Source organism: Pseudomonas fluorescens, from assembly GCF_018614775.1.
Taxonomy (GTDB): Bacteria; Pseudomonadota; Gammaproteobacteria; order Pseudomonadales; family Pseudomonadaceae; genus Aquipseudomonas; species Aquipseudomonas fluorescens_BY.
Window position 1 is genome coordinate 50484 of the sequence record NZ_JAGGOF010000002.1, and the last position, 25303, is coordinate 75786.

The following is a 25303-nucleotide window of genomic DNA, read 5'->3' on the forward strand; positions in this document are numbered from 1 at the left end:
CCATGTATGTTTCCAGAAGAATAACCAGCGGCGTGCTCATGCTGTCCCTCAGCTGTGCGGTGCTGGCAAAAAGTGAATTGGAAGTACGGGTCAAACCGTCCAACGACGCACTCAAGGCCAACGTAGAAGGTTATATCGGCGGTGTGGGGGATCGTGACGAGGAGGCCTTGTTGCGCTTCAGTCGTGGCGCCGAGGAACAGGCACGCAAGGCTGCCCAGGCGTTGGGCTACTACCAGCCCCGGATCGACAGCGAGGTCACGGGCGGCAAGGATCCGCGCCTGGTCCTGAGCATTGATCCCGGCGAGCCAGTGCACTTGCGCAATGTCACGCTGCGCATCGACGGCCCGGCGGCTTCCCTGAAGGCGTTTCGCCTGCCGGACGACCCCGGCCTCAAATCCGGTGCGGTGCTCAACCACGGTCGTTATGAAGACGCCAAGCGGCTGATCCAGAACCAGGCCTCGCGCTATGGCTTTTTCAGCGGGCGATTCACCCGCCAGACGCTGTCGGTGGATCCCAAGGCCGGCGTTGCCGACATCGAGCTGATCTACGACAGCGGCCCGCGCTACGCCCTGGGCCCAGTGAGTTTCGAAGGCGACACGCCGTTCGACGAAGACCTGCTGCGCCGCATGGTGCCGTTCAAGGCGGGCACGCCCTACGACTCCGAACTCATCGCGGAACTCAACCAGGCCCTGCAATCGAGTGGTTATTTCGAAGGCGTGCGGGTCGACGCGGCGCCGACCGCCGCCACCGACAACGTGATCCCGGTGGCGGTCAGGCTCGACACCCGCAAGCCACGGACCATGGGCCTGGGCCTGGGTTTTTCCACCGACGTCGGGCCCCGGGCCAAGGCCAACTGGACGCGCCACTGGGTCAACGCCCAGGGCCACAGTTATGGCTGGGAAGCGGAAGTGTCCGCGCCGCGGCAGAACGTCGGCCTGTGGTACGACGTGCCGCTGGACCCGCCATTGACCGACAAGCTGCGCTACGCCGGCGGCTATCAATATGAAGAACTGGCCGGCACCGATACCCTCAGCAAACTGCTGACCGTAGGCCCGGAATGGCACAGCAAGTTGCCCAGCGGCTGGCAACGGGTGGTGTCGCTCAAATGGCAACGCGAGGAATACCGCCTGGGCGACGATTCGGGCCTGAGCACACTGCTGATGCCGGGCGTGAGCTATTCCTACCTGCGCAGCGATAACCGCATCGACCCGCACAACGGTTACCGCTTGCAGTTCGACGCCAAGGTCGCCAAGGAAGGGCTTGGCTCGGACAACAACCTGATCTACGGCACTGCCATGGTCAAGGGCTTGACCACGGTGTTCGACAAGCATCGCCTGTTGGCCCGGGCCCAGGTCGGCGGCAGCGCCACCAATGGCTATGCCTCTATTCCGCCGTCGCTGCGCTTTTTCGCCGGTGGCGACCAGAGCGTGCGCGGTTACGACTACCAGAGCCTGTCGCCGGAAAACGCCGAGGGCGATCGCGTCGGTGGCCGCTACATGGTCGCCGGCAGCCTTGAGTACCAATATTCGGTCGCGGAGAAATGGCGGGTGGCAACGTTCGTCGACCAGGGCAACTCCTTCAACAGCCTGGAATTGCCGAGCCTCAAGACCGGCGTGGGCATCGGCGTGCGCTGGGTTTCGCCAGTGGGCCCGATCCGCCTCGACCTGGCTCATGCGCTGGACGACGAAGGCGGCATTCGATTGCACTTTTCCATGGGGCCAGAGCTGTGAATCGTGGTTTGAAGATAACGCTGCTGGCGCTGGGTACGCTGCTGGCCGTGGTGCTGCTGGCGCTGAGCGTCATCCTCGGCAGCGCGCTCGGCAGCCGCTGGGCCCTCGGCCTGGTGCCAGGGCTGGACGTGGACAATTTCCAGGGACGACTCGGCGGACAGTGGAGCGCCGATCATCTGCTGTGGCAACAGGGCGGCAGCCGGGTAGAAGTCGACGGGCTGATTTTCGCCTGGTCGCCGCTGTGCCTGGCGCGCATGACCCTGTGCATCGAACAGCTCAAGGCCGACACGGTCAGCCTGCAATTACCGCCATCCGTTGATGAGCCGAGCAGTGGCCCGATCAGCTTGCCGGACCTGAGCTTGCCGGTCGCCATCGAACTGGGCGAGGTGCAGGTTGGCAGCCTGGTCTTCAACGGCAGCGAGCAGCTCAAAGGTTTGCAGTTGGTGGCCCACTGGACCGCCGAGGGCTTGCAGATTGATTCGGTGCAATTGCAACGCGACGAACTGAGCCTGAAGCTTTCGGGGTTGTTGAAACCCGGCGGCAACTGGCCGCTGAAGGCCGCAGGCCGCTTGACCTTGCCGGCACCGGGGGCGACGCCCTGGGCCTTGGACCTGGACGTCGACGGCGAGTTGCTCAAGACCCTCAACCTCAAAGCCGACAGCAGCGGCTACCTGCAAGGCCACCTGGTCGGTGAACTGCAACCGCTGGCCGACCACTTGCCGGCCAAGGTGCGCATCACCGCCGACGGCTTCAAGGCCAGCGCCGATCTGCCCGACACCCTGCTGCTCAATCAGGTCGAGCTGACCGGCGAGGGCGACCTGAAAAACGGTTATCAACTGCTCGGCAAGGCGACGTTGCCCGCCGAAAAATGGCCGGTGGCGTTGCTGTTGCAAGGCAAGGTGGACGCCAACGGCGCGCAGATCGCTGCCCTCGACCTGGATGCTGGCGACCGGCAAAGCCTCAAGCTCAGCGGTCAGTTGGACTGGCGCGACGGCTTGAGCGCCGAAGCCAAAGTGGCCTGGCTGGATTTTCCCTGGCATCACCTCTATCCGCTGATCGACGAGCCGCAAGTGACCGTGCGCAGTTTCAACGGCGAAGTCTCATACACCGATGGAAAATACCTCGGCAACTTCCAGGCGGCACTGGACGGGCCCGCCGGGGCTTTCAGCCTGGGCAGCCCGTTCAGCGGCGACCTGACGCAAATCCATTTGCCGGAACTCAAACTCGCGGCCGGGCAGGGCAAGGCCGAAGGGCACCTGGACCTGCGGTTTGCCGAGGGCATCGCCTGGGACACGGCGCTGGAGCTGTCGGCGATCAACCCGGCGTACTGGCTCGGCGAGCTGCCCGGCACCCTGGCCGGGCAGCTGCGCAGCAAAGGGGCGATGAATAGCGGCAGCCTCAACCTCGATGCAGACCTGAACCTCAAGGGCACGCTGCGCGGCCAACCGGCGTTGCTCCAGGCCAAGGCCAGCGGTGCCGGCGAACAATGGAACCTCAGCGCATTGGACATCCGCCTGGGGGATAACCGCATCAACGGCAGCGGCAGCCTGCAACAGAAACTCAGCGGCCAGGTTGACATCAAACTCTCGCGCCTGGCCCAGCTCTGGCCGCAATTGCGCGGCCAGGTCCTGGGCCACATCGACGTGGCCGGGACGCTCAAGGCACCTCAAGGCAAGCTCGGCCTGCAAGGCACGCAGCTGGCATTCCAGGACAATCGCCTGCAAAGCCTGAACCTCGACGCGACCCTCGACAGCGCGCAACGGGGCAAGGTCGACCTCAAGGCCAGCGGCGTTCGTGCCGGCGAAACGTCTCTCGGTGTGCTGACGGTCAGCGGGCAGGGCGACCTCAAGCAGCAGAAACTCACCCTCGACCTGCAAGGGCCACAGCTCGACACGACGTTGGCGCTGGACGGCGCGCTGGATCAGGCCAACTGGCGTGGACGTTTGTCCAGCGGCGACATTCAGGCCGGCGGTCAGGCCTGGCGCCTGCAAGCCCCGGCGAAACTGGAACGCCTGGCCGATGGCACGCTCAACGTGGGCGCCCATTGCTGGCGCTCCGGGCAAGCCAGCCTGTGTGGCGAAGACCAGCGCCTGTTGCCAGAACCAAAGTTGCGCTATCACCTCAAGCAATTTCCCATCGAAAGCCTGGCCCAGTGGATGCCCAAGGATTTTGCCTGGAAGGGCCAGCTTAATGCCGACCTGCAACTGGACCTGCCGGCCAGCGGCCCGAATGGCCGGGTCCTGGTGGACGCCAGTGGCGGCACGCTGCGGATTCGGGACAAGCAGGGCGACAAGGCGCAGTGGCTGGACTTCCCCTACCAGACCCTGACACTGGACAGCCGCCTGACCCCCAAGCGCATCGACACCCAGCTGAATTTCGTCGGCGCCCGGCTTGGCGAGTTGATGCTCCAGGCCCAGATCAACCCGATCCCGGCCAGCAAACCCCTCAGTGGTTCGTTCCGCCTGACCGGCCTGGACCTGTCCGTGGCGCGGCCGTTCGTGCCGATGGTCGAAACCCTCACCGGCCACTTGAACGGCAGCGGCACCTTGTCCGGTGGTTTGCTGGCGCCCCAGGTCAACGGCAGCCTGGTGCTCAGCGACGGCACAGTGTCCGGGCCGGAACTGCCGGTCAGCCTTGAAGCCTTGCAGGTAAGGGCGATGATCGCCGGGGAAACGGTGCGGCTCAACGGCGACTGGAAAAGCGGCAAGAGCGGGCAGGGCAGCCTGACCGGGGAGATCGGCTGGGGCGAGGCCTTGAGCATGAACCTGACGCTGAAGGGGTCGCAATTACCGGTCACGGTCGAGCCGTATGCAGTGCTGGACGTGGCCCCGGACCTGAATATCACCCTGCACGGCGAGCGACTTTCGGTGGCCGGCAAGGTTCTGGTGCCCAAGGGTGAAATCACCGTTCGCGAGCTGCCGCCGTCCACCGTCAAAGTGTCGGACGACACGGTGATCGTCGGCCACCAGACCGAAGCGGGCACGCCGCCGATCGCCATGGCGATGGACATCGACGTCATCGTGGGCCAGGACAGATTGGCGTTTTCCGGTTTCGGCCTGACCGCCAATGTCCAGGGCCAAGTGCACATCGGCGACAACATGGACACCCGTGGCGAACTCTGGCTCAACGACGGTCGTTACCGGGCCTACGGGCAACGGTTGACGGTGCGGCGAGCGCGGCTGCTGTTCGCCGGGCCCATCGACCAGCCGTACCTGGACATCGAGGCGATCCGCCAGACCGACGACGTGATCGCCGGTATCCGCTTGAGCGGCAGCGCCGAGCAACCGACCACGCAAATTTTCTCGGAACCGGCCATGAGCCAGGAACAGGCGCTGTCCTACCTGGTGCTGGGGCGGCCGCTGAGCACCACCGGCGAGGACAACAACATGCTCGCCCAGGCGGCGCTGGGGCTGGGCTTGATGGGCAGTTCAGGGGTGACCACCAGCCTGGCCAATGACCTGGGCATCAAGGACTTCCAGCTCGACACCCAGGGCAGCGGCGACACCACCAGCGTGGTCGCCAGCGGCAACCTGTCGGAAAAACTCAGCCTGCGCTACGGCGTCGGCGTGTTCGAACCGGCCAACACCATCGCCCTGCGCTACAAGCTCAGCAAGAAGGTCTACCTCGAAGCCGCCAGCGGCGTCGCCAGCTCGCTGGATATCTTCTACAAGCGCGATTTCTAAAACCCTCACCTTCTAACCCTGTGGGAGCGAGCCTGCTCGCGATAGCGGTGTATCAGTCGATTCATCAGTGACTGGCATACCGTCATCGCGAGCAGGCTCGCTCCCACAGAGCTTTGCTGCGTCTATCCGATTTGTATGTAGCAAGCTAACTATTTATTTGACATTTGCTGCCTAAGCAGTAATATCTCGACATACATTCACTGCCTAGGCAGCAAACGGTGATCAGATGAAGCATTTCACCCCCGACGAATTCCACAACTGCCATCTCGGCCTGCTGCTCGGCCGCGCTGCGTTGCTCAAGGACCGGATCATCGACACCCACATGGAACCGGTCGGCATCACGGCCGCGCAGTTCAAGGTGTTGATCATCATGGCTCAGCATGGCATCGACACGCCGGCCGAACTGTGTCGCTACCTGTCCCTGGACAGCGGTTCGATGACGCGGATGCTTGATCGCCTGGAACAGAAAGGTTTCCTTGCCCGCCAGCGTTCGGTGGATGACCGCCGGCAAGTGCTGCTGGTGCTGACCGACGCCGGCCAGGCCCTGGCGGATCGCCTGCCGGTGATTGGCGCCGATGCCATGAACCAATTGGCCGGGGCGATCAGCCGCGATGAACTGCGAACGCTCGAAGAGATTCTCAAGAAAATACTGCTCGCCGCCGGTGATCCCATCACCGTGTTGCGCCTGGGGGACAAATGAAGCGTAAAACCCTGCGTACTGGCTTGAGCCTGGTGCTGCTTGCCATGAGCCTGGCCGGTTGCGCCAGCTATCGCGGCCTGAAGACCGAAGGCGTCAGCCTCGAGGCCCAGAGTCTCAAGGCCGGACAGTCGCTGAACGGCGTGACCTTGTCGCCGGCCGCGTGGCCGAAAAGCGACTGGTGGAAAAGCCTCGGCGACCCACAACTCGATGGCCTGATCCGTGAAGCCCTGCGCGACAGCCCGGACATGCAGATCGCCAGCGCCCGCGTGCACCAGGCCAGTGCTGCCGCTTACGCCGCCAACGCAGCGCGCATGCCGACACTGGATGCCAACGGCAGCGTCAGCCGTTCGCGCCTGGCCCGCGACCAGGACCCGGCGGGGCAGGGTGGCGCCTACAGCACCCTGCGGTCGCTGAGCGTGGACCTCAATTACAACTTTGACTTGTGGGGCGGCCAGCGGGCTGCCTGGGAAGCCGCGCTGGGCCAGGCCCGCGCTGCCGAAATCGATCGCCAGGCCGCGCAATTGACGTTGGCCGCCGATGTCGCCCGGGCCTACAGCGACCTGGGCCAGGCCCACATCATTCATGATCTGGCCGCTGAAGACCTCAAGCGCACCCGGCAAATGCTCGACCTGAGCAAGCGCCGCCTCAGCGCCGGGATCGACAGCGAGTATCAGTTCCAACAGACCGAAAGCCTGGAAGCCAGCGCCGATGCGACCCAGATCGACGCCGAGAAACGCCTGCAAAGCGCGAAGATCGCCCTGGCCGTGCTGTTGGGCAAAGGCCCGGATCGCGGCAATGAAATCGCCCGGCCCAACGTGCTGCAATCCAGTGCCGTGGCCCTGCCATCGAACCTGCCGGCCGAGTTGCTGGGCCGACGTCCGGACCTGGTCGCGGCACGCTGGCGGGTCGAGGCGGCAGGCAAGAACATCGAGGCCGGCAAGACCAACTTCTACCCCAACCTCAACCTGAGCGCGGCGGCAGGGGTGCAGTCGCTGCTGGGGGATGCGATGTTCGGTTCGGCCAGCCGCTTCTTCAACGTGGCGCCAACGGTGTCGCTGCCGATCTTCGACGGCGGCCGCTTGCGGGCGGACCTCGATGCCCGGGACGCCGATTACGACCTGGCGGTGGCGCAGTACAACAAAAGCCTGGTCAAGGCCCTCGGGGATGTCAGCGACACCATCAACCAGTTGCGCGACATCGACCGCCAGATCGGCGCCCAGCAACACGCCACCGATATTGCCCAAAGCTCCTACGACACGGTGGTCCAGCGCTACGGCTCGGGCATCGGGAATTACCTGGACGTGCTGAGCATCGAGCAGCAATTGCTCCAGGCCCAGCGCCAACTGGCGACCCTGAATGCCGAGCGGATCGATCTGTCGATCCAACTGATGCAGGCCCTGGGCGGTGGTTTCGACCCCCAGGCCCTGGCCGCGGCCACGCCGGCCTCCACCGCGCCGAATAACTGATTCGAGGACCTTGTCATGGCCACTGCCGACACTGCACAACCCACCGAGAATTCCCAAAACCGCAGCAACTCGCGCAAGCGCAAGGTCATGCTGCTGGCCCTGGCGGTCATCGTCATCCTTGCCGGCCTGGGCGTCTGGGCCTGGCACGAGCTGTATGGCCGCTGGAATGAAAGCACCGACGATGCCTATGTGAATGGCAACGTGGTGGAGATCACCCCGCAAGTCACCGGCACGGTGGTGAGCATCGGCGCCGACGACGGCGACCTGGTGCGTGAAGGCCAGGTGCTGGTGCAATTCGACCCGAACGATGCCGAAGTCGGGCTGCAAAGTGCCCAGGCCAACCTGGCCCGCACCGTGCGTCAGGTGCGTGGCTTGTACAGCAACGTCGACGGCATGCGCGCGCAGGTCAACGCTCAAGAGGCCGAAGTGCAGAAAGCCCAGGAGAACTACAACCGGCGCAAGAACCTGGCGGCTGGCGGGGCGATTTCCCAGGAAGAACTGTCCCACGCCCGGGACGATTTGACCTCGGCGCAAAACGCCCTGGCCAATGCCCGGCAGCAGCTCAAGACCACCAGCGCACTGGTGGATGACACCGTGGTGTCGTCCCATCCCGACGTGCAGTCCGCTGCGGCGCAATTGCGCCAGGCCTACCTGGCCGACGCCCGCGCCACCTTGATCGCACCGGTCACCGGTTACGTCGCCAAGCGCACCGTGCAGCTGGGCCAGCGGGTGCAGCCGGGCACGGCGTTGATGGCGGTGATTCCGCTGGACCAGTTGTGGATCGACGCCAACTTCAAGGAAACCCAACTGCGTGACATGCGCATCGGCCAACCGGTGGACATCGAGACCGACCTGTACGGCAGCGACGTGAAGTACAGCGGCACCATCGACAGCCTTGGCGCGGGGACCGGCAGTGCGTTTGCCTTGTTGCCGGCACAGAACGCCACCGGTAACTGGATCAAGATCGTCCAGCGAGTGCCGGTGCGCATTCATGTCAACGCCGAGGAACTGGCCAAGCACCCGCTGCGGGTCGGCCTGTCGACCCAGGTCAGCGTCAATCTGCACGACCAGAGCGGCCCGGTGCTGGCCCAGCAGCCACCGCAGAAAGCCTCGTTCAGCACCCAGGTCTACGACCGCCAGCTGGCCGACGCCGACGCGATGATCACGCGGCTGATCCACGAGAACAGCGCGGCGGTGGGTAAGACCGTACAGCGTTAGTCACCCATGGCTTGACCTGTGCACCGAGGTCCAGTGTGGGAGCGAGCCTGCTCGCGATGGCGTCGCAACTGCTTGCTTGAGTGGTGATTGATGCACCGCTATCGCGAGCAGGCTCGCTCCCACAGTGTTTGGTCTCGCCACCGGATTCATCCGCGAATTCGTCCCGTCCGTTTCGCTTCATAGGATTTCGCAATGAGCAATAACGCGTCCTTCACGCCGCCCAGCCTGTTGCTCAGCACCATCGGGCTGTCGCTGGCGACGTTCATGCAGGTGCTCGACACCACCATTGCCAACGTTGCCTTGCCGACCATTTCCGGCAACCTGGGCGTCAGCTCGGAGCAGGGCACCTGGGTGATCACCTCGTTCGCGGTGAGCAACGCCATCGCGCTGCCGCTGACCGGTTGGCTGAGCCGGCGGTTCGGTGAGGTGAAGCTGTTTTTGTGGGCAACGATGCTATTCGTGCTCGCGTCGTTCTTGTGCGGAATCTCCACCTCGATGCCCGAGCTGATCGGCTTTCGCGTGCTCCAGGGGCTGGTGGCCGGGCCGTTGTACCCGATGACCCAGACGCTGCTGATTGCCGTGTACCCGCCGGCCAGGCGCGGGATGGCCCTGGCGTTGCTGGCGATGGTCACGGTGGTGGCGCCGATAGCCGGGCCGATTCTGGGGGGCTGGATCACCGACAGCTACAGCTGGCCATGGATATTTTTCATCAACGTGCCCATTGGCGTCTTCGCGGCGATGGTGGTGCGCCAGCAGCTCAAGGCGCGGCCAGTGGTGACCAGCCGCCAGCCAATGGATTACGTCGGGTTGATCACGCTGATCATCGGTGTCGGCGCGCTCCAGGTGATCCTCGACAAGGGCAACGACCTGGACTGGTTCGAATCGAACTTCATCATCGTCGGCGCGCTGATTTCGCTGGTGGCCCTGGCGGTGTTCGTGATCTGGGAAATGACCGACGACCATCCGGTGGTGAACCTGCGACTGTTCGCCTACCGCAACTTCCGCATCGGCACCATCGTGCTGGTGGGCGGTTATGCCGGGTTCTTCGGCATCAACCTGATCCTGCCGCAGTGGTTGCAGACCCAGATGGGCTACACCGCCACCTGGGCCGGGCTGGCCGTGGCGCCCATCGGGATCCTGCCGGTATTGATGTCGCCCTTTGTCGGCAAATACGCGCACAAGTTCGACCTGCGCCTGCTGGCCGGCCTGGCGTTCCTGGCCATCGGCCTGAGCTGCTTCATGCGCGCCGGGTTCACCAACGAGGTCGATTTCCAGCACATCGCCCTGGTGCAGTTGTTCATGGGCATCGGCGTGGCGCTGTTCTTCATGCCGACCCTGAGCATCCTGATGTCGGACCTGCCGCCGCAGCAGATTGCCGACGGCGCCGGGTTGGCGACGTTCCTGCGGACCCTGGGCGGCAGCTTTGCGGCATCGCTGACCACCTGGATCTGGATCCGTCGGGCCGACCTGCACCATGCCTATCTCAGTGAAAGTATCAGCACGTTTGAACCGGCCACCCGCGAGGCGCTCAACCAGCTCGGTGGCGCCAGTGCGCCGGCCTATGCGCAGCTTGATCAAGTGCTGACGAGTCAGGCGTACATGCTCTCCACGGTGGATTACTTCACGCTGTTGGGTTGGGCGTTCATGGGGTTGATCGTGTTGGTGTGGCTGGCCAAGCCGCCGTTTGCGGCGAAGGCGGGGCCGGAGGCGAGTGGGCACTGACCGGGAATTGAAATGCAATTCCCCTGTGGGAGCGAGCCTGCTCGCGATAGCGGTGTATCAGTCAGCTCATCAGTGACTGGCATGCCGCTATCGCGAGCAGGCTCGCTCCCACAGGGGGGATATGTTTGGCGTCAGTGAGACGGAGCTGCCAGTTGTGGAGGCGGGGCAAACCCAAACGGCGCCAACGCAAACCCCTGTTCATCCACCTGCAAGGCCCAGCCCTGCTTGTCCCAATCCCCCAGCACAATGCGCCTGGCTGCATGTTCGCCGAGTTGCAGCTTGTGGATGGCGGGGCGGTGGGTGTGGCCGTGGATCAGGGTTTTCACGCCGTATTGCTGCATGATCCGCGGGATTTCTTCGGGCGTGACGTCGACGATGTCGTTGGCTTTCATGCGCACCTGGGTGCGGCTTTCGCTGCGCAGTTTGCGCGCCAGCTTTTGCCGGCTGGCCAGTGGCAGGTGACGCAGGATGAACAGCGTGACCGGGTTGCGCAGCCAGCGGCGCAGCTTCATGTAGCCTTCGTCGCGGGTGCAGAGGCTGTCGCCGTGCATCAGCAGCACTGGCTCGCCGTTGAACGGCACGACACTCGGGTCCTTGAGCAGGGTGCAGCCGGCCGCTTTGCAGAAGGCTTGTCCGAGCATGAAGTCGCGATTGCCGTGCATCAGGAAGATGGCCGTGCCGCTGTCGCTCAGTTCGCGCAGGGCCTGGCAGATGGAACGCTGGAAGGGCGTCATGGCGTCGTCGCCGATCCAGGCTTCGAAAAAATCACCGAGGATGTACAACGCCTGCGCCGAGCGGGCGCGGGTGGCGAGTAAATCCAGAAACGCCCGGGTGATGTCCGGGCGCGCATCGATCAGATGTAAGTCTGAAATCAGCAGTATCACTCAATGATCTCGGCTTTCTCGATGATCACGTCTTCTGCCGGGACATCCTGGTGGCCGGCCTTGGACGTGGTGGAAACGCCCTTGATCTTGTCGACCACGTCGGTGCCTTCGATCACTTCACCGAACACCGCGTAGCCCCAGCCCTGCACCGTTTCGGCGCTGTGGTTGAGGAAGCTGTTGTCCGCCACGTTGATGAAGAACTGCGCGGAGGCCGAATGCGGCTCCATGGTACGGGCCATGGCAACGCTGTACTTCTTGTTCGGCAGGCCGTTATTGGCCTCGTTCTTGATGCTTGGGCGCTTGTCTTTCTTTTCCTTCATGCCCGGCTCGAAACCGCCGCCCTGAATCATGAAGTTGCCGATGACGCGGTGGAACACGGTGTTTTCGTAGTGGCCGGCGTTGACGTACTCAACGAAGTTGGCAACGGTCAATGGCGCCTTTTCGGCGTTCAGTTGCAGGACGATGTCACCGTGGTTGGTGGTCAGTTTGACTTTGCTCATGATGGCTTCTCTTTCTGGGAATTCGTGGGTTTCGGGGCTGTGAGGCCCGCAACCGGTCTGGCTATGATCGGCCAGGCCGGGCAGTTTAGCGCGCCGGGCACGAATTTCGAGGCTGTTTTTCATCGGGTCGTCGATTAAATTCAATCGTTTGCCGGCCTGGCCTGTCAGGTGCTTGACAGCATCGGCTATGATACGGGCTTTGATTTATCAGGCCGCACCCGGCCGCGCACTTGTCTGTTCAAGGATCCTATGAGCAAGCCCACTGTCGACCCTACCTCGAATTCCAAGACCGGCCCGGCCGTGCCGGTCAATTTCCTGCGCCCGATCATCCAGGCGGACCTGGATTCGGGTAAGCACACACAGATCGTTACCCGTTTTCCACCGGAGCCCAACGGCTACCTGCACATCGGCCATGCCAAGTCGATCTGTGTGAACTTCGGCCTGGCCCAGGAGTTCGGCGGCGTCACGCACCTGCGTTTCGACGACACCAACCCGGCCAAGGAAGACCAGGAATACATCGACGCGATCGAAAGCGACGTCAAGTGGCTGGGTTTCCAATGGTCCGGTGAGGTGCGCTATGCCTCGCAGTATTTCGACCAGTTGCACGACTGGGCCGTGGAGCTGATCAAGGCCGGCAAGGCCTACGTGTGCGACCTGACCCCCGAACAGGCCAAGGAATACCGTGGCAGCCTGACCGAGCCGGGCAGGAACAGCCCGTTCCGTGAGCGCAGCGTGGAAGAGAACCTGGACCTGTTCGCTCGCATGCGCGCCGGCGAATTCCCGGACGGTGCACGGGTGCTGCGGGCCAAGATCGACATGGCCTCGCCGAACATGAACCTGCGCGACCCGATCATGTACCGCATCCGTCACGCCCATCACCACCAGACCGGTGACAAGTGGTGCATCTACCCCAACTATGACTTCACCCATGGTCAGTCGGACGCCATCGAAGGCATCACCCATTCGATCTGCACCCTGGAATTCGAGAGCCACCGTCCGTTGTACGAGTGGTTCCTGGAGCACCTGCCGGTGCCGGCCAACCCGCGCCAGTACGAATTCAGCCGCCTGAACCTGAACTACACCATCACCAGCAAGCGCAAGCTCAAGCAACTGGTGGACGAGCAGCACGTCAATGGCTGGGACGATCCGCGCATGTCGACGCTGTCGGGCTTCCGTCGGCGTGGCTACACGCCGAAATCGATCCGCAATTTCTGCGAGATGGTCGGCACCAACCGTTCCGACGGCGTGGTGGACTTCGGCATGCTGGAATTCAGCATCCGCGACGACCTCGACCACAGCGCCCCGCGCGCCATGTGCGTGCTGCGTCCGCTGAAAGTCGTGATCACCAACTACCCGGAAGGCCAGGTCGAGAACCTCGAACTGCCTTGCCACCCGAAAGAGGACATGGGCGTTCGCGTCCTGCCGTTCGCCCGGGAAATCTACATCGACCGTGACGACTTCATGGAAGAGCCGCCAAAAGGCTACAAGCGCCTGGAACCGGCCGGTGAAGTGCGCCTGCGCGGCAGCTACGTGATTCGTGCCGACGAAGCGATCAAGGACGCCGACGGCAACATCGTCGAGCTGCGTTGCTCGTACGATCCCGAGACCCTGGGCAAGAACCCGGAAGGGCGCAAGGTCAAGGGCGTGATCCACTGGGTGCCGGCCGCCGCCAGCGTCGAGTGCGAAGTGCGCCTGTACGATCGCCTGTTCCGTTCGCCGAACCCGGAGAAGGCTGAAGACAGCGCCAGCTTCCTGGACAACATCAACCCTGACTCCCTGCAAGTCCTCACGGGTTGTCGTGCCGAGCCTTCGCTGGGCAACGCACAGCCGGAAGACCGTTTCCAGTTCGAGCGCGAAGGTTACTTCTGCGCGGATATCAAGGACTCGAAACCAGGTGCTCCGGTATTCAACCGTACCGTGACCTTGCGCGATTCCTGGGGTCAGTGATCAAGTCTTAAGGGAAACCCTGTGCTTACGATCTACAACACGCTCACCAAGAGCAAAGAAGTCTTCAAGCCGCTGGATGGCAACAAGGTACGCATGTACGTGTGCGGCATGACCGTGTACGACTACTGCCACATCGGCCATGGTCGCAGCATGGTCGCTTTCGACCTCGTAACCCGCTGGCTGCGTTTCAGCGGCTACGACCTGACCTACGTGCGTAACATCACCGACATCGAAGACAAGATCATCAATCGCGCCCGCGAAAACGGTGAACCTTACGATGCGTTGACCGAGCGCATGATCCAGGCCATGCACGAGGACGAGGCGCGCCTCAACATCCTCAAGCCGGACCTGGAGCCGCGTGCCACCGACCACATTCCCGGCATGTTGGCGATGATCCAGACCCTGATCGACAAGGGTTATGCCTACGCGCCGGGCAATGGCGACGTGTACTACCGCGTCGCCAGGTTCATGGGCTACGGCAAGCTGTCGCGCAAGAAAATCGAAGACCTGCGCATTGGTGCGCGCATCGAAGTCGACGAGTCGAAACAGGACCCGCTGGACTTCGTGCTGTGGAAAGCCGCCAAGCCGGGCGAGCCGAGCTGGGAGTCGCCATGGGGCGCCGGGCGCCCGGGCTGGCACATCGAATGCTCGGTGATGTCCACCTGCTGCCTGGGTGAAACCTTCGACATTCATGGCGGCGGCAGCGACCTGGAATTCCCGCACCACGAAAACGAAATCGCCCAGAGCGAAGCGGCCACCGGCAAGACCTACGCCAACGCGTGGATGCATTGCGGCATGATCCGGATCAACGGCGAGAAGATGTCCAAGTCCTTGAACAACTTCTTCACCATCCGCGACGTGCTCGACAAGTACCACCCCGAGGTCGTGCGTTACCTGCTGGTGTCGAGCCACTACCGCAGCGCCATCAACTACTCGGAAGACAACCTCAAGGACGCCAAGGGCGCCCTGGAGCGTTTCTATCACGCGTTGAAAGGCCTGCCGAAGGTGCCCGCCGCCGGTGGCGAAGCATTCGTGGCGCGGTTTACCGATGTGATGAACGACGACTTCGGCACGCCGGAAGCCTGCGCGGTGCTGTTCGAGATGGTGCGCGAGATCAACCGCCTGCGTGAGAGCGATCTTAATGCTGCGGCGGGTCTGGCGGCGCGCCTGAAGGAGCTCGCTAATGTCCTGGGCGTGTTGCAGCTCGAAGCCGATGACTTCCTCCAGGCCGGCGCCGAAGGCCGTGTGGACGCCGCCAAGGTCGAGGCCTTGATCCAGGCGCGCCTGAGCGCGCGGGCGAACAAGGACTGGGCCGAATCCGACCGCATCCGCGACCAGCTCACCGCCATGGGCGTGGTGCTGGAAGACGGGAAGGGCGGGACGACCTGGCGCTTGGCGGACTGACCTCCCTCAGTCGGATGCTGAACCCGTGGGAGCGAGCCTGCTCGCGATAGCAAGCTATCAATCAACATCCCTGTTGACTGATCCAATGCCTTCGCGAGCAAGCTCGCTCCCACAGTTTTTTTTGTGCCCGGCCTGCTGATTCCTCTTTTATGAGCTAGTACTGTCAGGTCGATTCGACGTTCACTGACAGGCGTCTCTCTCATGTTGGCTCATTGGTCTCTCGCAGCAATCCATCTCCTGGCCTTCGCCCTCGGCTTCTGGGCAGTGCTCACCCGCGGCACGGCGCTGCGGCGCCTGGCGGGCGGCGCGGATGCGGTGCGCAACGTGTTGATGGCGGATAACGTGTGGGGCCTGTCGGCGCTGGTCCTACTGATAACCGGGGGGATGCGGGCGTTCGGCGGCTACGAGAAAGGCTCGGATTATTACCTGCACCAACCGCTGTTTCACCTGAAGATGACGCTGTTGCTGCTGATCCTGTTGCTGGAAATCGCGCCGATGATCGTCCTCATCAAATGGCGCATCGCCCTGGGCAAAGGGGCGGCGATCGATGCTTCGCGGGCCGGTCGGTTTGCCCGCATCAGCCACATCGAAGCCTTGCTGCTGATCTTGATGGTGGTGGCAGCCACGGGCATGGCGCGGGGCGTAAGCCTGGGCTGACCGGCCGCGAACGCCTGCTTCAGCGCCATTAAAACGAAACGTCTGACAGCCATGCTACGAGCCATGCCATTAGTATCGGTTCACGGGCTGGACGAAAATCAAAGGCGGGATGGAGCAAGGTAAAGGCGCGGTCGGCCAGAATCTTTAGCCAGCCATTGCGGCGATGCAAACGGGCTGGCTACGGACTGCTGCAGGGCTCAGGGAGTCTGCGGCTTGTCGGGGGCGGTAAGGCCTGCCTGAATACGCTGGTAGATCTCTTCGCGGTGCACCGCGACGTTTTTCGGGGCATTGATGCCGATCCGGACCTGTTGGCCGCTAACGCCCAGAATGGTGATCGTGATGTCGTCACCAATGTTTATGCTTTCACCGACTTTGCGGGTGAGTATCAGCATGGTGTTCTCCTTGATTGCTTTATAGGGCACCTGATTCAGACAGTGCAGATGTCGGTACTGCTTATAGATTAGTGCTAAGTGTCACAATGTGGGTGCCTCTTTCTGACGTGCAGATGCTGCATTAATTCCCAGGGTGCGACTATACAGAGAGGCAGGGCAGGATTCTTGTGTTTTGCGCACTGTTTACGGGGTTCTTGTCGGGCGTGGGTGCTAAAATCTTCGCCTCATGTCTTCCAGAGGAAACGTTGTGCGCAAATTGGCTTGGGTTACCGCGGTGTTGATGCTGGCAGGCTGTGGTGAAGGACGCGACGTCCAGGCATCGAAGCCCAGACCCGCCGCGACTTCCGTATCAGCCGCAGCTGCCGCGCCGCAGTGGGCGGTCGAGGTTCGGGGCGAGACGCCGCAGGCGGTCAGCGACCTGACCGGGTGGCTTATCGAGCACAGCTTCATGTCGAACGTGGTGAAGGAAAACGGCAAGGACCGGGTCTTGGTCGGCCCGTTCAATTCAAAGGCCGAAGCCGAAGCCAGTCAGGAGCAGGTCACTGCCGCGCTGGTCCGGGCGAAAAAGCGCAACATCGAAACGCAGGTGGTGGATTACCCGACGGCCCAATAATCGGGCAGCATCCCATCAATTGTGGGAGCGAGCCTGCTCGCGATGGCTGTGGATCAGCCTATGCAGATGTTGAGTGATCTACCGCTATCGCGAGCAGGCTCGCTCCCACAGGTTTTGATGGGGGCGTTCACAAATGCGAGGTCAGCCGCAGGCCTTCATATCCACCGGTCCGACGAACTCGTTCCCGCGCCCCATGACGCACGCCACGCTCTGGTTGCGCTGGCGCTCCCAGCTTTCGACCGGGTAGGTCTTGTCCCAGGCTTCATACAGGCGTCGGTCCTGCTTCGACAATTGCAGGCCGTACTGCTTGCTCATGTAGAAGTACGTGCGGGCGATCATGCCTCGGATGGAAGGGCGGGGCATGACCTTCTTGGCCTTGAAATCCACCTGGGTCAGGCACGAGCCGTACTGGCCTTTCTGCACCGGTAACCAGCCGAAACTGAAGTTGCTGCGGTCGCCATTCACTTCGCCGATGCTCGGCACCAGATTGTGCAGGTCGGCCTCGGCCCGCTGATAGACCGGGTCGTAGCGGGTGCAGTTCTTGCGCCCGCCTTGTTGCCAGCATTGGCGCTGATGACCGATCTCCCACGCCGGAACGATATGTTCCCACTCGATGCGCGCCGCACGGCTGGCATTCTTGCGCGGTATGTAGCCACAGGCGGCCAGATTCACACGGTTGCCGGTGTACTTGCAGCCACAATAAAACTCGGTGGATTGCGGTGCGTAGAGCTTCCAGGCGACTTTCTTGGCTTCGTTGAAGGTGCGCGGCGCAGCGGCCTGCGCCCCCATCGCTACCAACGCAAGCAATAACGCAAAACAGCGAACACTCATCACGCTCAATCTTCCTTCGGCACAACCCAGAAAACCTGCACACCACCATCGTCGCGATAGGCGAGGGTCACGTTGTCGTTCTCATCGATTTCTTCCAGAAGACGCTCCCACTCATCCACTGGCTCATCGGGCAGCCGGAAGATCAGCGCGGCCTTGGCTTTTTGCGCGGTGGGGCCATTGATGATTTTCGAGACCCGCAGGGCGAGTCGCCCATAGGAATCCAAAGGGGTAGTTGCAGCGGAGGGCGGGGCCACAGGATTATCCTTATTAAGCTGTACGGGCATACAGTATTTAACCGTAGGCTTTTACGCAACTACTTAAAATTCAAGAAAATCGTCTGACAGCGCTTTTGGCGTTTTGATGTAGGAAAAAAATCTTTATTTCTAGCCGCGACAGAAAAACCTGACCGCTGTACCTTTCGCTACCAGAGCTGACGGGACGAATCGATCCAAGGCGTCGGGGTTGAAATGGCAACGTTGACAAATTCTGAAACCCTTACCATAGTTCACCTCACGCAAACGTTTGCGCGGCGTTCCGTGCAATGATTTGCTCACAATAATCATAAGATCGGAGTGAACCCATGAAGTTGCCATTCGCTGGACGCCTTCTCGCTGTTGCAATGCTCGCGGCCGCCTCCGCTGCGCTGCCTCTCTCCTCGGCATTCGCCCAGACCGCTGAAAAACCCAAGGTCGCCCTGGTCATGAAATCCCTGGCCAACGAATTCTTCCTGACCATGGAAGACGGCGCCAAGGCCTACCAGAAAGAACACTCCGCCGATTTCGACCTGATCTCCAACGGGATCAAGGACGAAACCGACACCGCCAACCAGATCCGCATCGTCGAGCAGATGATCGTGTCCAAGGTCGACGCCCTGATCATCGCGCCTGCCGACTCCAAAGCGATGGTGCCGGTGATCAAGAAAGCCGTCGACGCCGGCATCACCGTCATCAACATCGATAACCAACTCGACCCTGCCGTGGTCAAGAGCAAGAACATCAACGTGCCGTTCGTAGGCCCGGACAACCGCAAGGGCGCCCGCCTGGTCGGTGAATACCTGGCCAAGCAGCTCAAGGCCGGTGACGAAGTCGGCATCATCGAGGGCGTGTCCACCACCACCAATGCCCAGGCGCGCACCGCGGGCTTCAAGGATGCGATGGAAGCGGCGCAGGTCAAGGTCGTGTCGCTGCAGTCGGGTGACTGGGAAATCAACAAGGGCAACCAGGTAGCCGCGTCGATGCTCAGCGAATACCCGAACATCAAGGCGCTGCTGGCCGGTAACGACAGCATGGCAGTCGGTGCGGTATCCGCCGTGCGTGCTGCGGGCAAGGCTGGCAAGGTGCAAGTGGTCGGTTACGACAACATCAACGCCATCAAGCCGATGCTCAAGGACGGTCGCGTCCTGGCGACGGCCGATCAGTTCGCTGCCAAGCAGGCGGTCTTCGGTATCGAGACAGCCTTGAAGATGCTCAAGGGCGAGAAAGTCGACAGCGGCGCCAACGGCGTGATCGAAACGCCGGTCGAGCTGGTTACGAAGTAATCACCCTGGCGATGGAGTGGCGCTCGCCCATCCGGGCGAGCGCATGGAGAGTTTTTATGTCCGTTTTCGACCCGAACGCTGTCTTGACTGTCAGCGGCATCGGTAAAACCTATGCCCAGCCGGTACTGAGCGGCATCGACCTGACGTTGATGCGCGGTGAAGTGCTGGCGCTGACCGGTGAGAATGGCGCCGGCAAAAGCACCTTGTCCAAGATCATCGGCGGGTTGGTGACGCCGACGACCGGGCAGATGCAGTTTCAAGGGCAGGATTATCGTCCCGGCAGCCGTACCCAGGCTGAAGAGCTGGGCGTGCGCATGGTGATGCAGGAGCTCAATCTGCTGCCGACCCTTTCCGTGGCCGAAAACCTGTTTCTCGACAACCTGCCCAGCCACTGCGGCTGGATCGATCGCAAGCAATTGCGCAAAGCGGCGATCGAAGCGATGGCCCAGGTGGGGCTCGATGCGATCGATCCCGACACGCTGGTCGGCGAGTTGGGCATCGGTCACCAGCAGATGGTCGAGATCGCCCGCAACCTGATCGGCGATTGCCACGTGCTGATTCTCGACGAGCCGACCGCCATGCTGACGGCGCGCGAAGTCGAGATGCTGTTCGAACAGATCACCCGTCTGCAGGCCCGGGGCGTGTCGATCATCTACATTTCCCATCGCCTCGAAGAATTGGCGCGGGTGGCCCAGCGCATCGCGGTACTGCGTGACGGCAACCTGGTCTGCGTCGAGCCGATGGCCAACTACAACAGCGAGCAACTGGTGACCCTGATGGTCGGCCGGGAGCTGGGCGAGCACATCGACCTGGGCCCACGCCAGATTGGCGCACCGGCGCTGACGGTCAAGGGCCTGACCCGTTCCGACAAGGTCTGCGACGTGTCCTTCGAAGTGCGCAGCGGCGAGATCTTCGGCATCTCCGGCCTGATCGGGGCAGGGCGTACCGAGCTGTTGCGGTTGATCTTTGGCGCCGACGCCGCCGACAGCGGCAGTGTCGCGCTGGGTTCGCCGGCCAAGGTCGCGAACATTCGTTCCCCGGCCGATGCGGTGGCCCACGGCATCGCATTGATCACCGAAGACCGCAAGGGCGAAGGCCTGCTGCTGACGCAATCGATCGCGGCCAATATTGCCCTGGGCAACATGCCGGAGATTTCCAGCGCCGGCGTCGTCAATGGCAGCGATGAACTCGGCCTGGCCCAGCGGCAGATCGATGCGATGCGCATCCGCAGTTCCAGCCCGACGCAGTTGGTGTCCGAGCTGTCCGGCGGCAATCAACAGAAAGTCGTGATCGGCCGCTGGCTCGAACGCGATTGTTCAGTGCTGCTGTTCGACGAGCCAACCCGTGGCATCGACGTCGGCGCCAAATTCGACATTTATGCATTGCTCGGTGAGTTGACGCGCCAGGGCAAGGCGCTGGTCGTGGTGTCCAGTGATTTGCGCGAACTGATGCTGATCTGTGACCGGATCGGCGTGCTCTCCGCCGGGCGGCTGATCGACACGTTCGAGCGCGACAGCTGGACCCAGGATGACTTGCTTGCGGCGGCATTTGCCGGCTACCAGAAACGTGATGCGTTGCTCAACGAGGCAGCGCCTAGGGATCTTTCATGAAAACCGTACCTGCCATCGGTAAATCCACTGGCAACTTCTATGGCCTGGGTACCTACCTGGGCCTGGCCGGCGCCTTGTTGGCAATGGTCGCGCTGTTCTCGAGCCTGAGCAGCCATTTCCTGTCCTATGACACCTTCAGCACCCTGGCAAACCAGATTCCCGACCTGATGGTGCTGGCGGTCGGCATGACGTTCATTCTGATCATCGGCGGCATCGACCTGTCGGTCGGGTCGGTGCTGGCCCTGGCGGCATCGACGGTCAGCGTGGCCGTACTCGGCTGGGGCTGGAGCGTCTGGCCGTCGGCCTTGCTCGGCATGGCCGTGGCGGCGCTGGCGGGAACCGTCACCGGTTCGATCACCGTGGCGTGGCGGATCCCGTCGTTCATCGTCTCCCTCGGCGTGCTGGAAATGGCCCGGGGCCTGGCGTACCAGATGACCGGCTCGCGGACCGCCTACATCGGCGACTCGTTCGCCTGGCTGTCCAACCCGATCGCCTTCGGCATTTCACCGTCGTTCATCATTGCCTTGCTGGTGATCTTCATTGCCCAGGCCGTGCTGACCCGTACGGTGTTCGGCCGCTACCTGATCGGCATTGGCACCAATGAAGAAGCCGTGCGCCTGGCGGGCATCAATCCAAAGCCCTACAAGATCCTGGTGTTCAGCCTGATGGGCTTGCTGGCCGGTGTGGCGGCGCTGTTCCAGATTTCCCGATTGGAAGCCGCAGATCCGAACGCCGGCTCCGGGCTCGAATTGCAGGTCATCGCAGCCGTGGTCATCGGCGGCACCAGCCTGATGGGCGGGCGCGGTTCGGTCATCAGCACCTTCTTCGGCGTGCTGATCATCTCCGTGCTCGCGGCAGGCCTGGCGCAGATCGGTGCCACCGAGCCGACCAAGCGCATCATCACCGGTGCGGTGATCGTGGTCGCGGTCGTGCTCGATACCTACCGCAGCCAGCGCGCCAGTCGGCGGGCCTGAACCATGGCGACGATCAAGGATGTGGCGGCGCTCGCGGGGATTTCCTACACGACTGTGTCCCACGTGGTGAACAAGACGCGGCCGGTCAGTGACGAGGTGCGGCGCAAGGTCGAGGCAGCCATCGAGCGCCTGGACTACGTGCCCAGCGCCGTCGCCCGTTCGCTCAAGGCCAAGACCACCGCGACCATCGGCCTGTTGGTGCCCAACAGCCTCAACCCGTACTTTGCCGAACTGGCCCGGGGCATCGAGGATTATTGTGAGCGCAACGGCTATTGCGTGATCCTCTGCAACTCCGACGATAACCCGGACAAGCAGCGCAGTTATCTGCGGGTGTTGCTGGAAAAACGCATCGACGGCCTGATCGTTGCGTCTGCTGGTGGTGACGTCGGCCTGGCCGAAGGCCTGACCAGCGTGCGCACGCCCATGGTCATCGTCGACCGTGGGCTCGATGGCGTCGACGCGGACCTGGTGCGCATCGACCATGAATACGGCGCGTACCTGGCGACCCGCCACTTGCTGGAGCTGGGTCACCGTGACATCGCCTTTATCGGCGGGCCGGCCGAGACCAGCGTGGCACAGATGCGCCTGGCGGGTTATTGCCGGGCGCTGAAAGAAGCGGGGATCGAATTGCCCGTCGAGCGCATGCTGGAAAGCGATTTCACCAGCACCGGCGGCTATCGTGCGGCGGCCGGGTTGCTCGACCGGCAGCCGCCCAGTGCGATTTTCGCGGCCAACGACATGATCGGCATCGGTGTGTTGCGCGCTGCGGCTGAACGCAACGTGCGCGTGCCCAGCGAACTGTCGGTGATCGGTTTCGATGACATCCAGATGAGCCGCTATGTGTACCCGGCGCTGACCACGGTCGGACAGTCGATCCTGCAATTGGGCGAGATGGCGGCCGAAGTGCTCCTGCGACGGATTGCGACGCCGGGGATCGCCACCGATCAGCGGATCGTGACACCCAGCATTGTCTTGCGTGAGTCAACTGCGCCGCTGTCCGGCACCTTCGCCCAATACCGCTGAAACCGAATGAATGAGTAGTGACGTATGTCTGCAAAAGTAGTGGTAATAGGCAGCCTGAACATGGACCTGGTGACCCGGGCGCCACGTTTGCCCCGCGGCGGCGAAACGCTGATCGGTGAGTCGTTCTCCACCATCCCGGGCGGCAAGGGCGCCAACCAGGCGGTGGCCGCCGCACGGTTGGGCGCGCAGGTGTCCATGGTCGGTTGCGTGGGCAGCGATGCCTACGGCCAGCAATTGCGCGGGGCGCTGCTGGCCGAGGGTATCGATTGCCAGGCAGTCGGCGTCGTGGACGGCTCCAGCGGCGTGGCCCTGATCGTCGTCGACGATAACAGCCAGAATGCGATCGTGATCGTGGCCGGCGCCAACGGCGCGCTGACGCCCGAGGTCCTGGACCGGGTCGATGAGGTGCTGCAAGGCGCCGAGGTGATCATCTGCCAGCTGGAGGTGCCGGACGCCACGGTGGGTCATGCGCTCAAGCGGGGCCGTGAGTTGGGCAAGATCGTCATTCTCAACCCGGCGCCGGCCTCCCATGCGTTGCCGGCCCACTGGTATGCCTACGTCGATTATCTGATTCCCAACGAAAGCGAAGCCGCAATGCTCAGCGGGCTCGCGGTGGACTCCCTGGAAACCGCCGAAGCCGCCGCGACGCATCTGATCGCGGCCGGCGCCGGTAAAGTGATCGTGACCCTCGGCGCCCAGGGGTTGATGTTTGCCAACGGCACGAGCTTCGAGCACTTCCCGGCCCCGCTGGTCAAGGCAGTGGACACCACTGCGGCAGGGGACACCTTTGTCGGCGGGTTCGCCGCCGCCCTGGCAGGTGGCAAGGGCGAGGTCGAGGCGATTCGTTTCGGCCAGGTCGCCGCCGCGCTGTCGGTCACCCGCGCGGGTGCGCAACCCTCCATTCCCACGTTGCTGGAAGTACAGGCGTTCAAAGCATGAAAAAGACCCCGTTGTTGAATGTGGCACTGTCGCGATTGATTGCTTCTCTCGGCCATGGCGACAAGGTGGTCATCGGCGACGCCGGCCTGCCGGTACCGCCCGGCGTCGAGTTGATCGACCTGGCCCTGACCCATGGCATTCCTGATTTTGTCACCACATTGAAGGTGCTGCTCAGCGAGATGCAGGTGGAAAGCCACGTCTTGGCCGAGGAAATCTTCGACAAACAGCCGTCGGCCCTGACGACACTGAAGGCCCTGCAGGCTGACGGCGCGCTGGGTGCCCAGGCACTGGTCAGTCACGAACAGTTCAAGATTCTTAGCCGACAAGCCCGGGCGATTATTCGCACAGGGGAATGTTCCCCGTACTGCAACATCGTGCTGATCGCTGGCGTCACGTTCTAACCCTGTAACCTTGCACAAGGAGTGCGCCATGCACCGCTATGCTCAGAAAATGCATCAACTGTTCCGGAGGCTGCTGCTTTTGTCACTGATCACCGCTACGAGCGCCCACGCGGCGGAAAAAATCGACCTGATCATCGACACCGACCCCGGCGCCGATGACGTGGTGGCGTTGTTGTTCGCCCTGGCTTCGCCCGAGGAACTGAACATCCGTGCGTTGACCACCGTCGCCGGCAATGTGCGCCTGGACAAGACCTCCCGCAACGCCCGGCTGGCCCGGGAATGGGCAGGGCGCGAAGAGGTGCCGGTCTACGCCGGCGCGCCGAAGCCGCTGATGCGCACGCCGATCTACGCGGAAAACATCCATGGCAAGGAAGGCCTGTCGGGTGTCACCGTGCACGAGCCGAAGAAGGGCCTGGCCGAGGGCAACGCCGTCAACTACCTGATCGACACCCTCAAGGCCGCCAAGCCCCATAGCATCACCCTTGCCATGCTCGGTCCGCAGACCAACCTGGCCCTGGCGCTGATCCAGGAACCTGAGATTGTCCAGGGCATTAAGGAAGTGGTGATCATGGGCGGTGCGCACTTCAACGGCGGCAACATCACGCCGGTGGCTGAATTCAACCTGTTCGCCGACCCGCAGGCGGCTGAGGTGGTCGCCAAAAGCGGCGTGAAACTGACGTACCTGCCGCTGGACGTGACCCACAAGATCCTCACCAGCGAAGCGCGCCTTAAGCAGATCGCGGCGGTTAACAACAACGCCAGCAAGCTGGTCGGCGATATCCTCAACGAGTACGTCAAGGGCGACATGGAGCACTACGGCATGAGCGGCGGGCCGGTGCATGACGCGACGGTGATTGCCTACCTGCTCAAGCCGCAGCTGTTCACCGGTCGTTCGGTCAACGTCGTGGTCGACAGCCGCGAAGGGCCGACCTTCGGGCAAACCATCGTCGATTGGTACGACGGTCTGAAAGCGCCGAAGAATGCGTTCTGGGTGGAGAACGGTGATGCCCAAGGGTTTTTTGACCTGCTGACCGAGCGTCTGGCGCGTCTCAAGTAACCGTACCTGGCACAG

General features: G+C 62.7%; 22 protein-coding genes. 17 read left to right on the plus strand and 5 right to left on the minus strand.

Annotated features, from left to right (window positions below):
- Nucleotides 1–2 precede the first annotated feature (2 nt).
- From J7E36_RS00710 to J7E36_RS00735, 6 genes are all read left to right on the plus strand, one after another.
- Nucleotides 3–1730 (plus strand): autotransporter assembly complex protein TamA, encoded by a 1728-nt coding sequence (locus tag J7E36_RS00710; RefSeq protein ID WP_214998899.1) that lies wholly within the window; start codon nucleotides 3–5, stop codon nucleotides 1728–1730.
- Complete coding sequence (locus J7E36_RS00715; protein WP_214998901.1) at nucleotides 1727–5413, plus strand: translocation/assembly module TamB domain-containing protein; 3687 nt, start codon at nucleotides 1727–1729, stop codon at nucleotides 5411–5413. The genes J7E36_RS00710 and J7E36_RS00715 overlap by 4 nt, the downstream gene beginning before the upstream one ends.
- A 226-nt stretch (nucleotides 5414–5639) precedes the next feature.
- Complete coding sequence (locus J7E36_RS00720) at nucleotides 5640–6113, plus strand: MarR family winged helix-turn-helix transcriptional regulator (protein WP_214998903.1); 474 nt, start codon at nucleotides 5640–5642, stop codon at nucleotides 6111–6113.
- The gene (locus tag J7E36_RS00725) at nucleotides 6110–7579 is read left to right on the plus strand and encodes an efflux transporter outer membrane subunit (RefSeq protein ID WP_214998906.1); all 1470 of its coding nucleotides are present in this window, start codon (nucleotides 6110–6112) and stop codon (nucleotides 7577–7579) included. Before J7E36_RS00720 ends, J7E36_RS00725 begins: the two co-directional genes overlap by 4 nt.
- 15 nt (nucleotides 7580–7594) lie before the next feature.
- The gene (locus J7E36_RS00730) at nucleotides 7595–8797 is read left to right on the plus strand and encodes an HlyD family efflux transporter periplasmic adaptor subunit (RefSeq protein WP_214998908.1); all 1203 of its coding nucleotides are present in this window, start codon (nucleotides 7595–7597) and stop codon (nucleotides 8795–8797) included.
- A gap of 192 nt (nucleotides 8798–8989) precedes the next feature.
- The gene (locus J7E36_RS00735) at nucleotides 8990–10519 is read left to right on the plus strand and encodes a DHA2 family efflux MFS transporter permease subunit (RefSeq protein WP_214998910.1); all 1530 of its coding nucleotides are present in this window, start codon (nucleotides 8990–8992) and stop codon (nucleotides 10517–10519) included.
- A 131-nt stretch (nucleotides 10520–10650) separates the two neighbouring features.
- Here the strand turns inward: J7E36_RS00735 and lpxH are convergent, their stop codons facing one another.
- Both lpxH and J7E36_RS00745 read right to left on the minus strand, forming a co-directional pair.
- Complete coding sequence (gene lpxH, locus J7E36_RS00740; RefSeq protein WP_214998912.1) at nucleotides 10651–11403, minus strand: UDP-2,3-diacylglucosamine diphosphatase; 753 nt, start codon at nucleotides 11401–11403, stop codon at nucleotides 10651–10653.
- Nucleotides 11400–11903, minus strand: a complete 504-nt coding sequence (locus J7E36_RS00745; RefSeq protein ID WP_214998915.1) for a peptidylprolyl isomerase — start codon at nucleotides 11901–11903, stop codon at nucleotides 11400–11402. The genes lpxH and J7E36_RS00745 overlap by 4 nt, the downstream gene beginning before the upstream one ends.
- Before the next feature lie 249 nt (nucleotides 11904–12152).
- Here J7E36_RS00745 and J7E36_RS00750 point away from each other — a divergent pair, with 249 nt between their 5' ends.
- The 3 genes from J7E36_RS00750 to J7E36_RS00760 all read left to right on the plus strand — a co-directional run bounded on the left by J7E36_RS00750 (nucleotide 12153) and on the right by J7E36_RS00760 (nucleotide 15911).
- Complete coding sequence (locus tag J7E36_RS00750) at nucleotides 12153–13850, plus strand: glutamine--tRNA ligase/YqeY domain fusion protein (protein ID WP_214998917.1); 1698 nt, start codon at nucleotides 12153–12155, stop codon at nucleotides 13848–13850.
- Between the two features lie 21 nt (nucleotides 13851–13871).
- Complete coding sequence (gene cysS / locus J7E36_RS00755; RefSeq protein ID WP_214998919.1) at nucleotides 13872–15254, plus strand: cysteine--tRNA ligase; 1383 nt, start codon at nucleotides 13872–13874, stop codon at nucleotides 15252–15254.
- Nucleotides 15255–15455: 201 nt separating this feature from the next.
- A complete protein-coding gene (locus J7E36_RS00760) occupies nucleotides 15456–15911 on the plus strand; it encodes a DUF2214 family protein (RefSeq protein ID WP_214998921.1) in 456 nt (151 codons plus the stop codon).
- Nucleotides 15912–16108: 197 nt separating this feature from the next.
- Here J7E36_RS00760 and csrA read toward each other — a convergent pair whose 3' ends face one another.
- A complete protein-coding gene (gene csrA, locus J7E36_RS00765; RefSeq protein WP_003179932.1) occupies nucleotides 16109–16303 on the minus strand; it encodes a carbon storage regulator CsrA in 195 nt (64 codons plus the stop codon).
- A 247-nt stretch (nucleotides 16304–16550) separates the two neighbouring features.
- Here csrA and J7E36_RS00770 point away from each other — a divergent pair, with 247 nt between their 5' ends.
- Entirely contained in the window at nucleotides 16551–16916 is a 366-nt protein-coding gene (locus tag J7E36_RS00770; RefSeq protein WP_214998923.1) for an SPOR domain-containing protein, read from the plus strand.
- Between the two features lie 141 nt (nucleotides 16917–17057).
- Here J7E36_RS00770 and J7E36_RS00775 read toward each other — a convergent pair whose 3' ends face one another.
- The gene (locus tag J7E36_RS00775) at nucleotides 17058–17747 is read right to left on the minus strand and encodes an endonuclease (protein ID WP_214998925.1); all 690 of its coding nucleotides are present in this window, start codon (nucleotides 17745–17747) and stop codon (nucleotides 17058–17060) included.
- Nucleotides 17748–17752: 5 nt separating this feature from the next.
- Nucleotides 17753–18031, minus strand: a complete 279-nt coding sequence (locus J7E36_RS00780; protein WP_214998927.1) for a DUF1654 domain-containing protein — start codon at nucleotides 18029–18031, stop codon at nucleotides 17753–17755.
- 296 nt (nucleotides 18032–18327) lie between these two features.
- On the opposite strand from J7E36_RS00780, the gene J7E36_RS00785 reads away from it, so the two are divergent.
- Genes J7E36_RS00785 through J7E36_RS00815 form a run of 7 tightly spaced genes read left to right on the plus strand, consistent with a single transcriptional unit; the run spans nucleotide 18328 to nucleotide 25288 of the window.
- Nucleotides 18328–19284 carry a sugar ABC transporter substrate-binding protein gene (locus J7E36_RS00785; protein ID WP_214998929.1) on the plus strand — a complete coding sequence of 319 codons (957 nt, stop codon included), beginning with the start codon at nucleotides 18328–18330 and terminating at the stop codon, nucleotides 19282–19284.
- Nucleotides 19285–19340: 56 nt separating this feature from the next.
- Complete coding sequence (locus tag J7E36_RS00790; RefSeq protein ID WP_214998931.1) at nucleotides 19341–20894, plus strand: sugar ABC transporter ATP-binding protein; 1554 nt, start codon at nucleotides 19341–19343, stop codon at nucleotides 20892–20894.
- Complete coding sequence (locus J7E36_RS00795; RefSeq protein ID WP_214998933.1) at nucleotides 20891–21868, plus strand: ABC transporter permease; 978 nt, start codon at nucleotides 20891–20893, stop codon at nucleotides 21866–21868. The genes J7E36_RS00790 and J7E36_RS00795 overlap by 4 nt, the downstream gene beginning before the upstream one ends.
- Nucleotides 21869–21871: 3 nt before the next feature.
- Nucleotides 21872–22891, plus strand: coding sequence for a LacI family DNA-binding transcriptional regulator (locus tag J7E36_RS00800; RefSeq protein ID WP_214998935.1), 1020 nt, complete (start codon nucleotides 21872–21874; stop codon nucleotides 22889–22891).
- Nucleotides 22892–22915: 24 nt separating this feature from the next.
- Nucleotides 22916–23830: a ribokinase gene (gene rbsK, locus J7E36_RS00805; protein WP_214998937.1), complete on the plus strand. Its 915-nt coding sequence runs from the start codon at nucleotides 22916–22918 to the stop codon at nucleotides 23828–23830.
- The gene (gene rbsD / locus J7E36_RS00810) at nucleotides 23827–24231 is read left to right on the plus strand and encodes a D-ribose pyranase (protein ID WP_214998939.1); all 405 of its coding nucleotides are present in this window, start codon (nucleotides 23827–23829) and stop codon (nucleotides 24229–24231) included. The genes rbsK and rbsD overlap by 4 nt, the downstream gene beginning before the upstream one ends.
- A gap of 28 nt (nucleotides 24232–24259) precedes the next feature.
- Nucleotides 24260–25288 carry a nucleoside hydrolase gene (locus J7E36_RS00815; RefSeq protein ID WP_214998941.1) on the plus strand — a complete coding sequence of 343 codons (1029 nt, stop codon included), beginning with the start codon at nucleotides 24260–24262 and terminating at the stop codon, nucleotides 25286–25288.
- The last annotated feature ends 15 nt before the right edge of the window (nucleotides 25289–25303 follow it).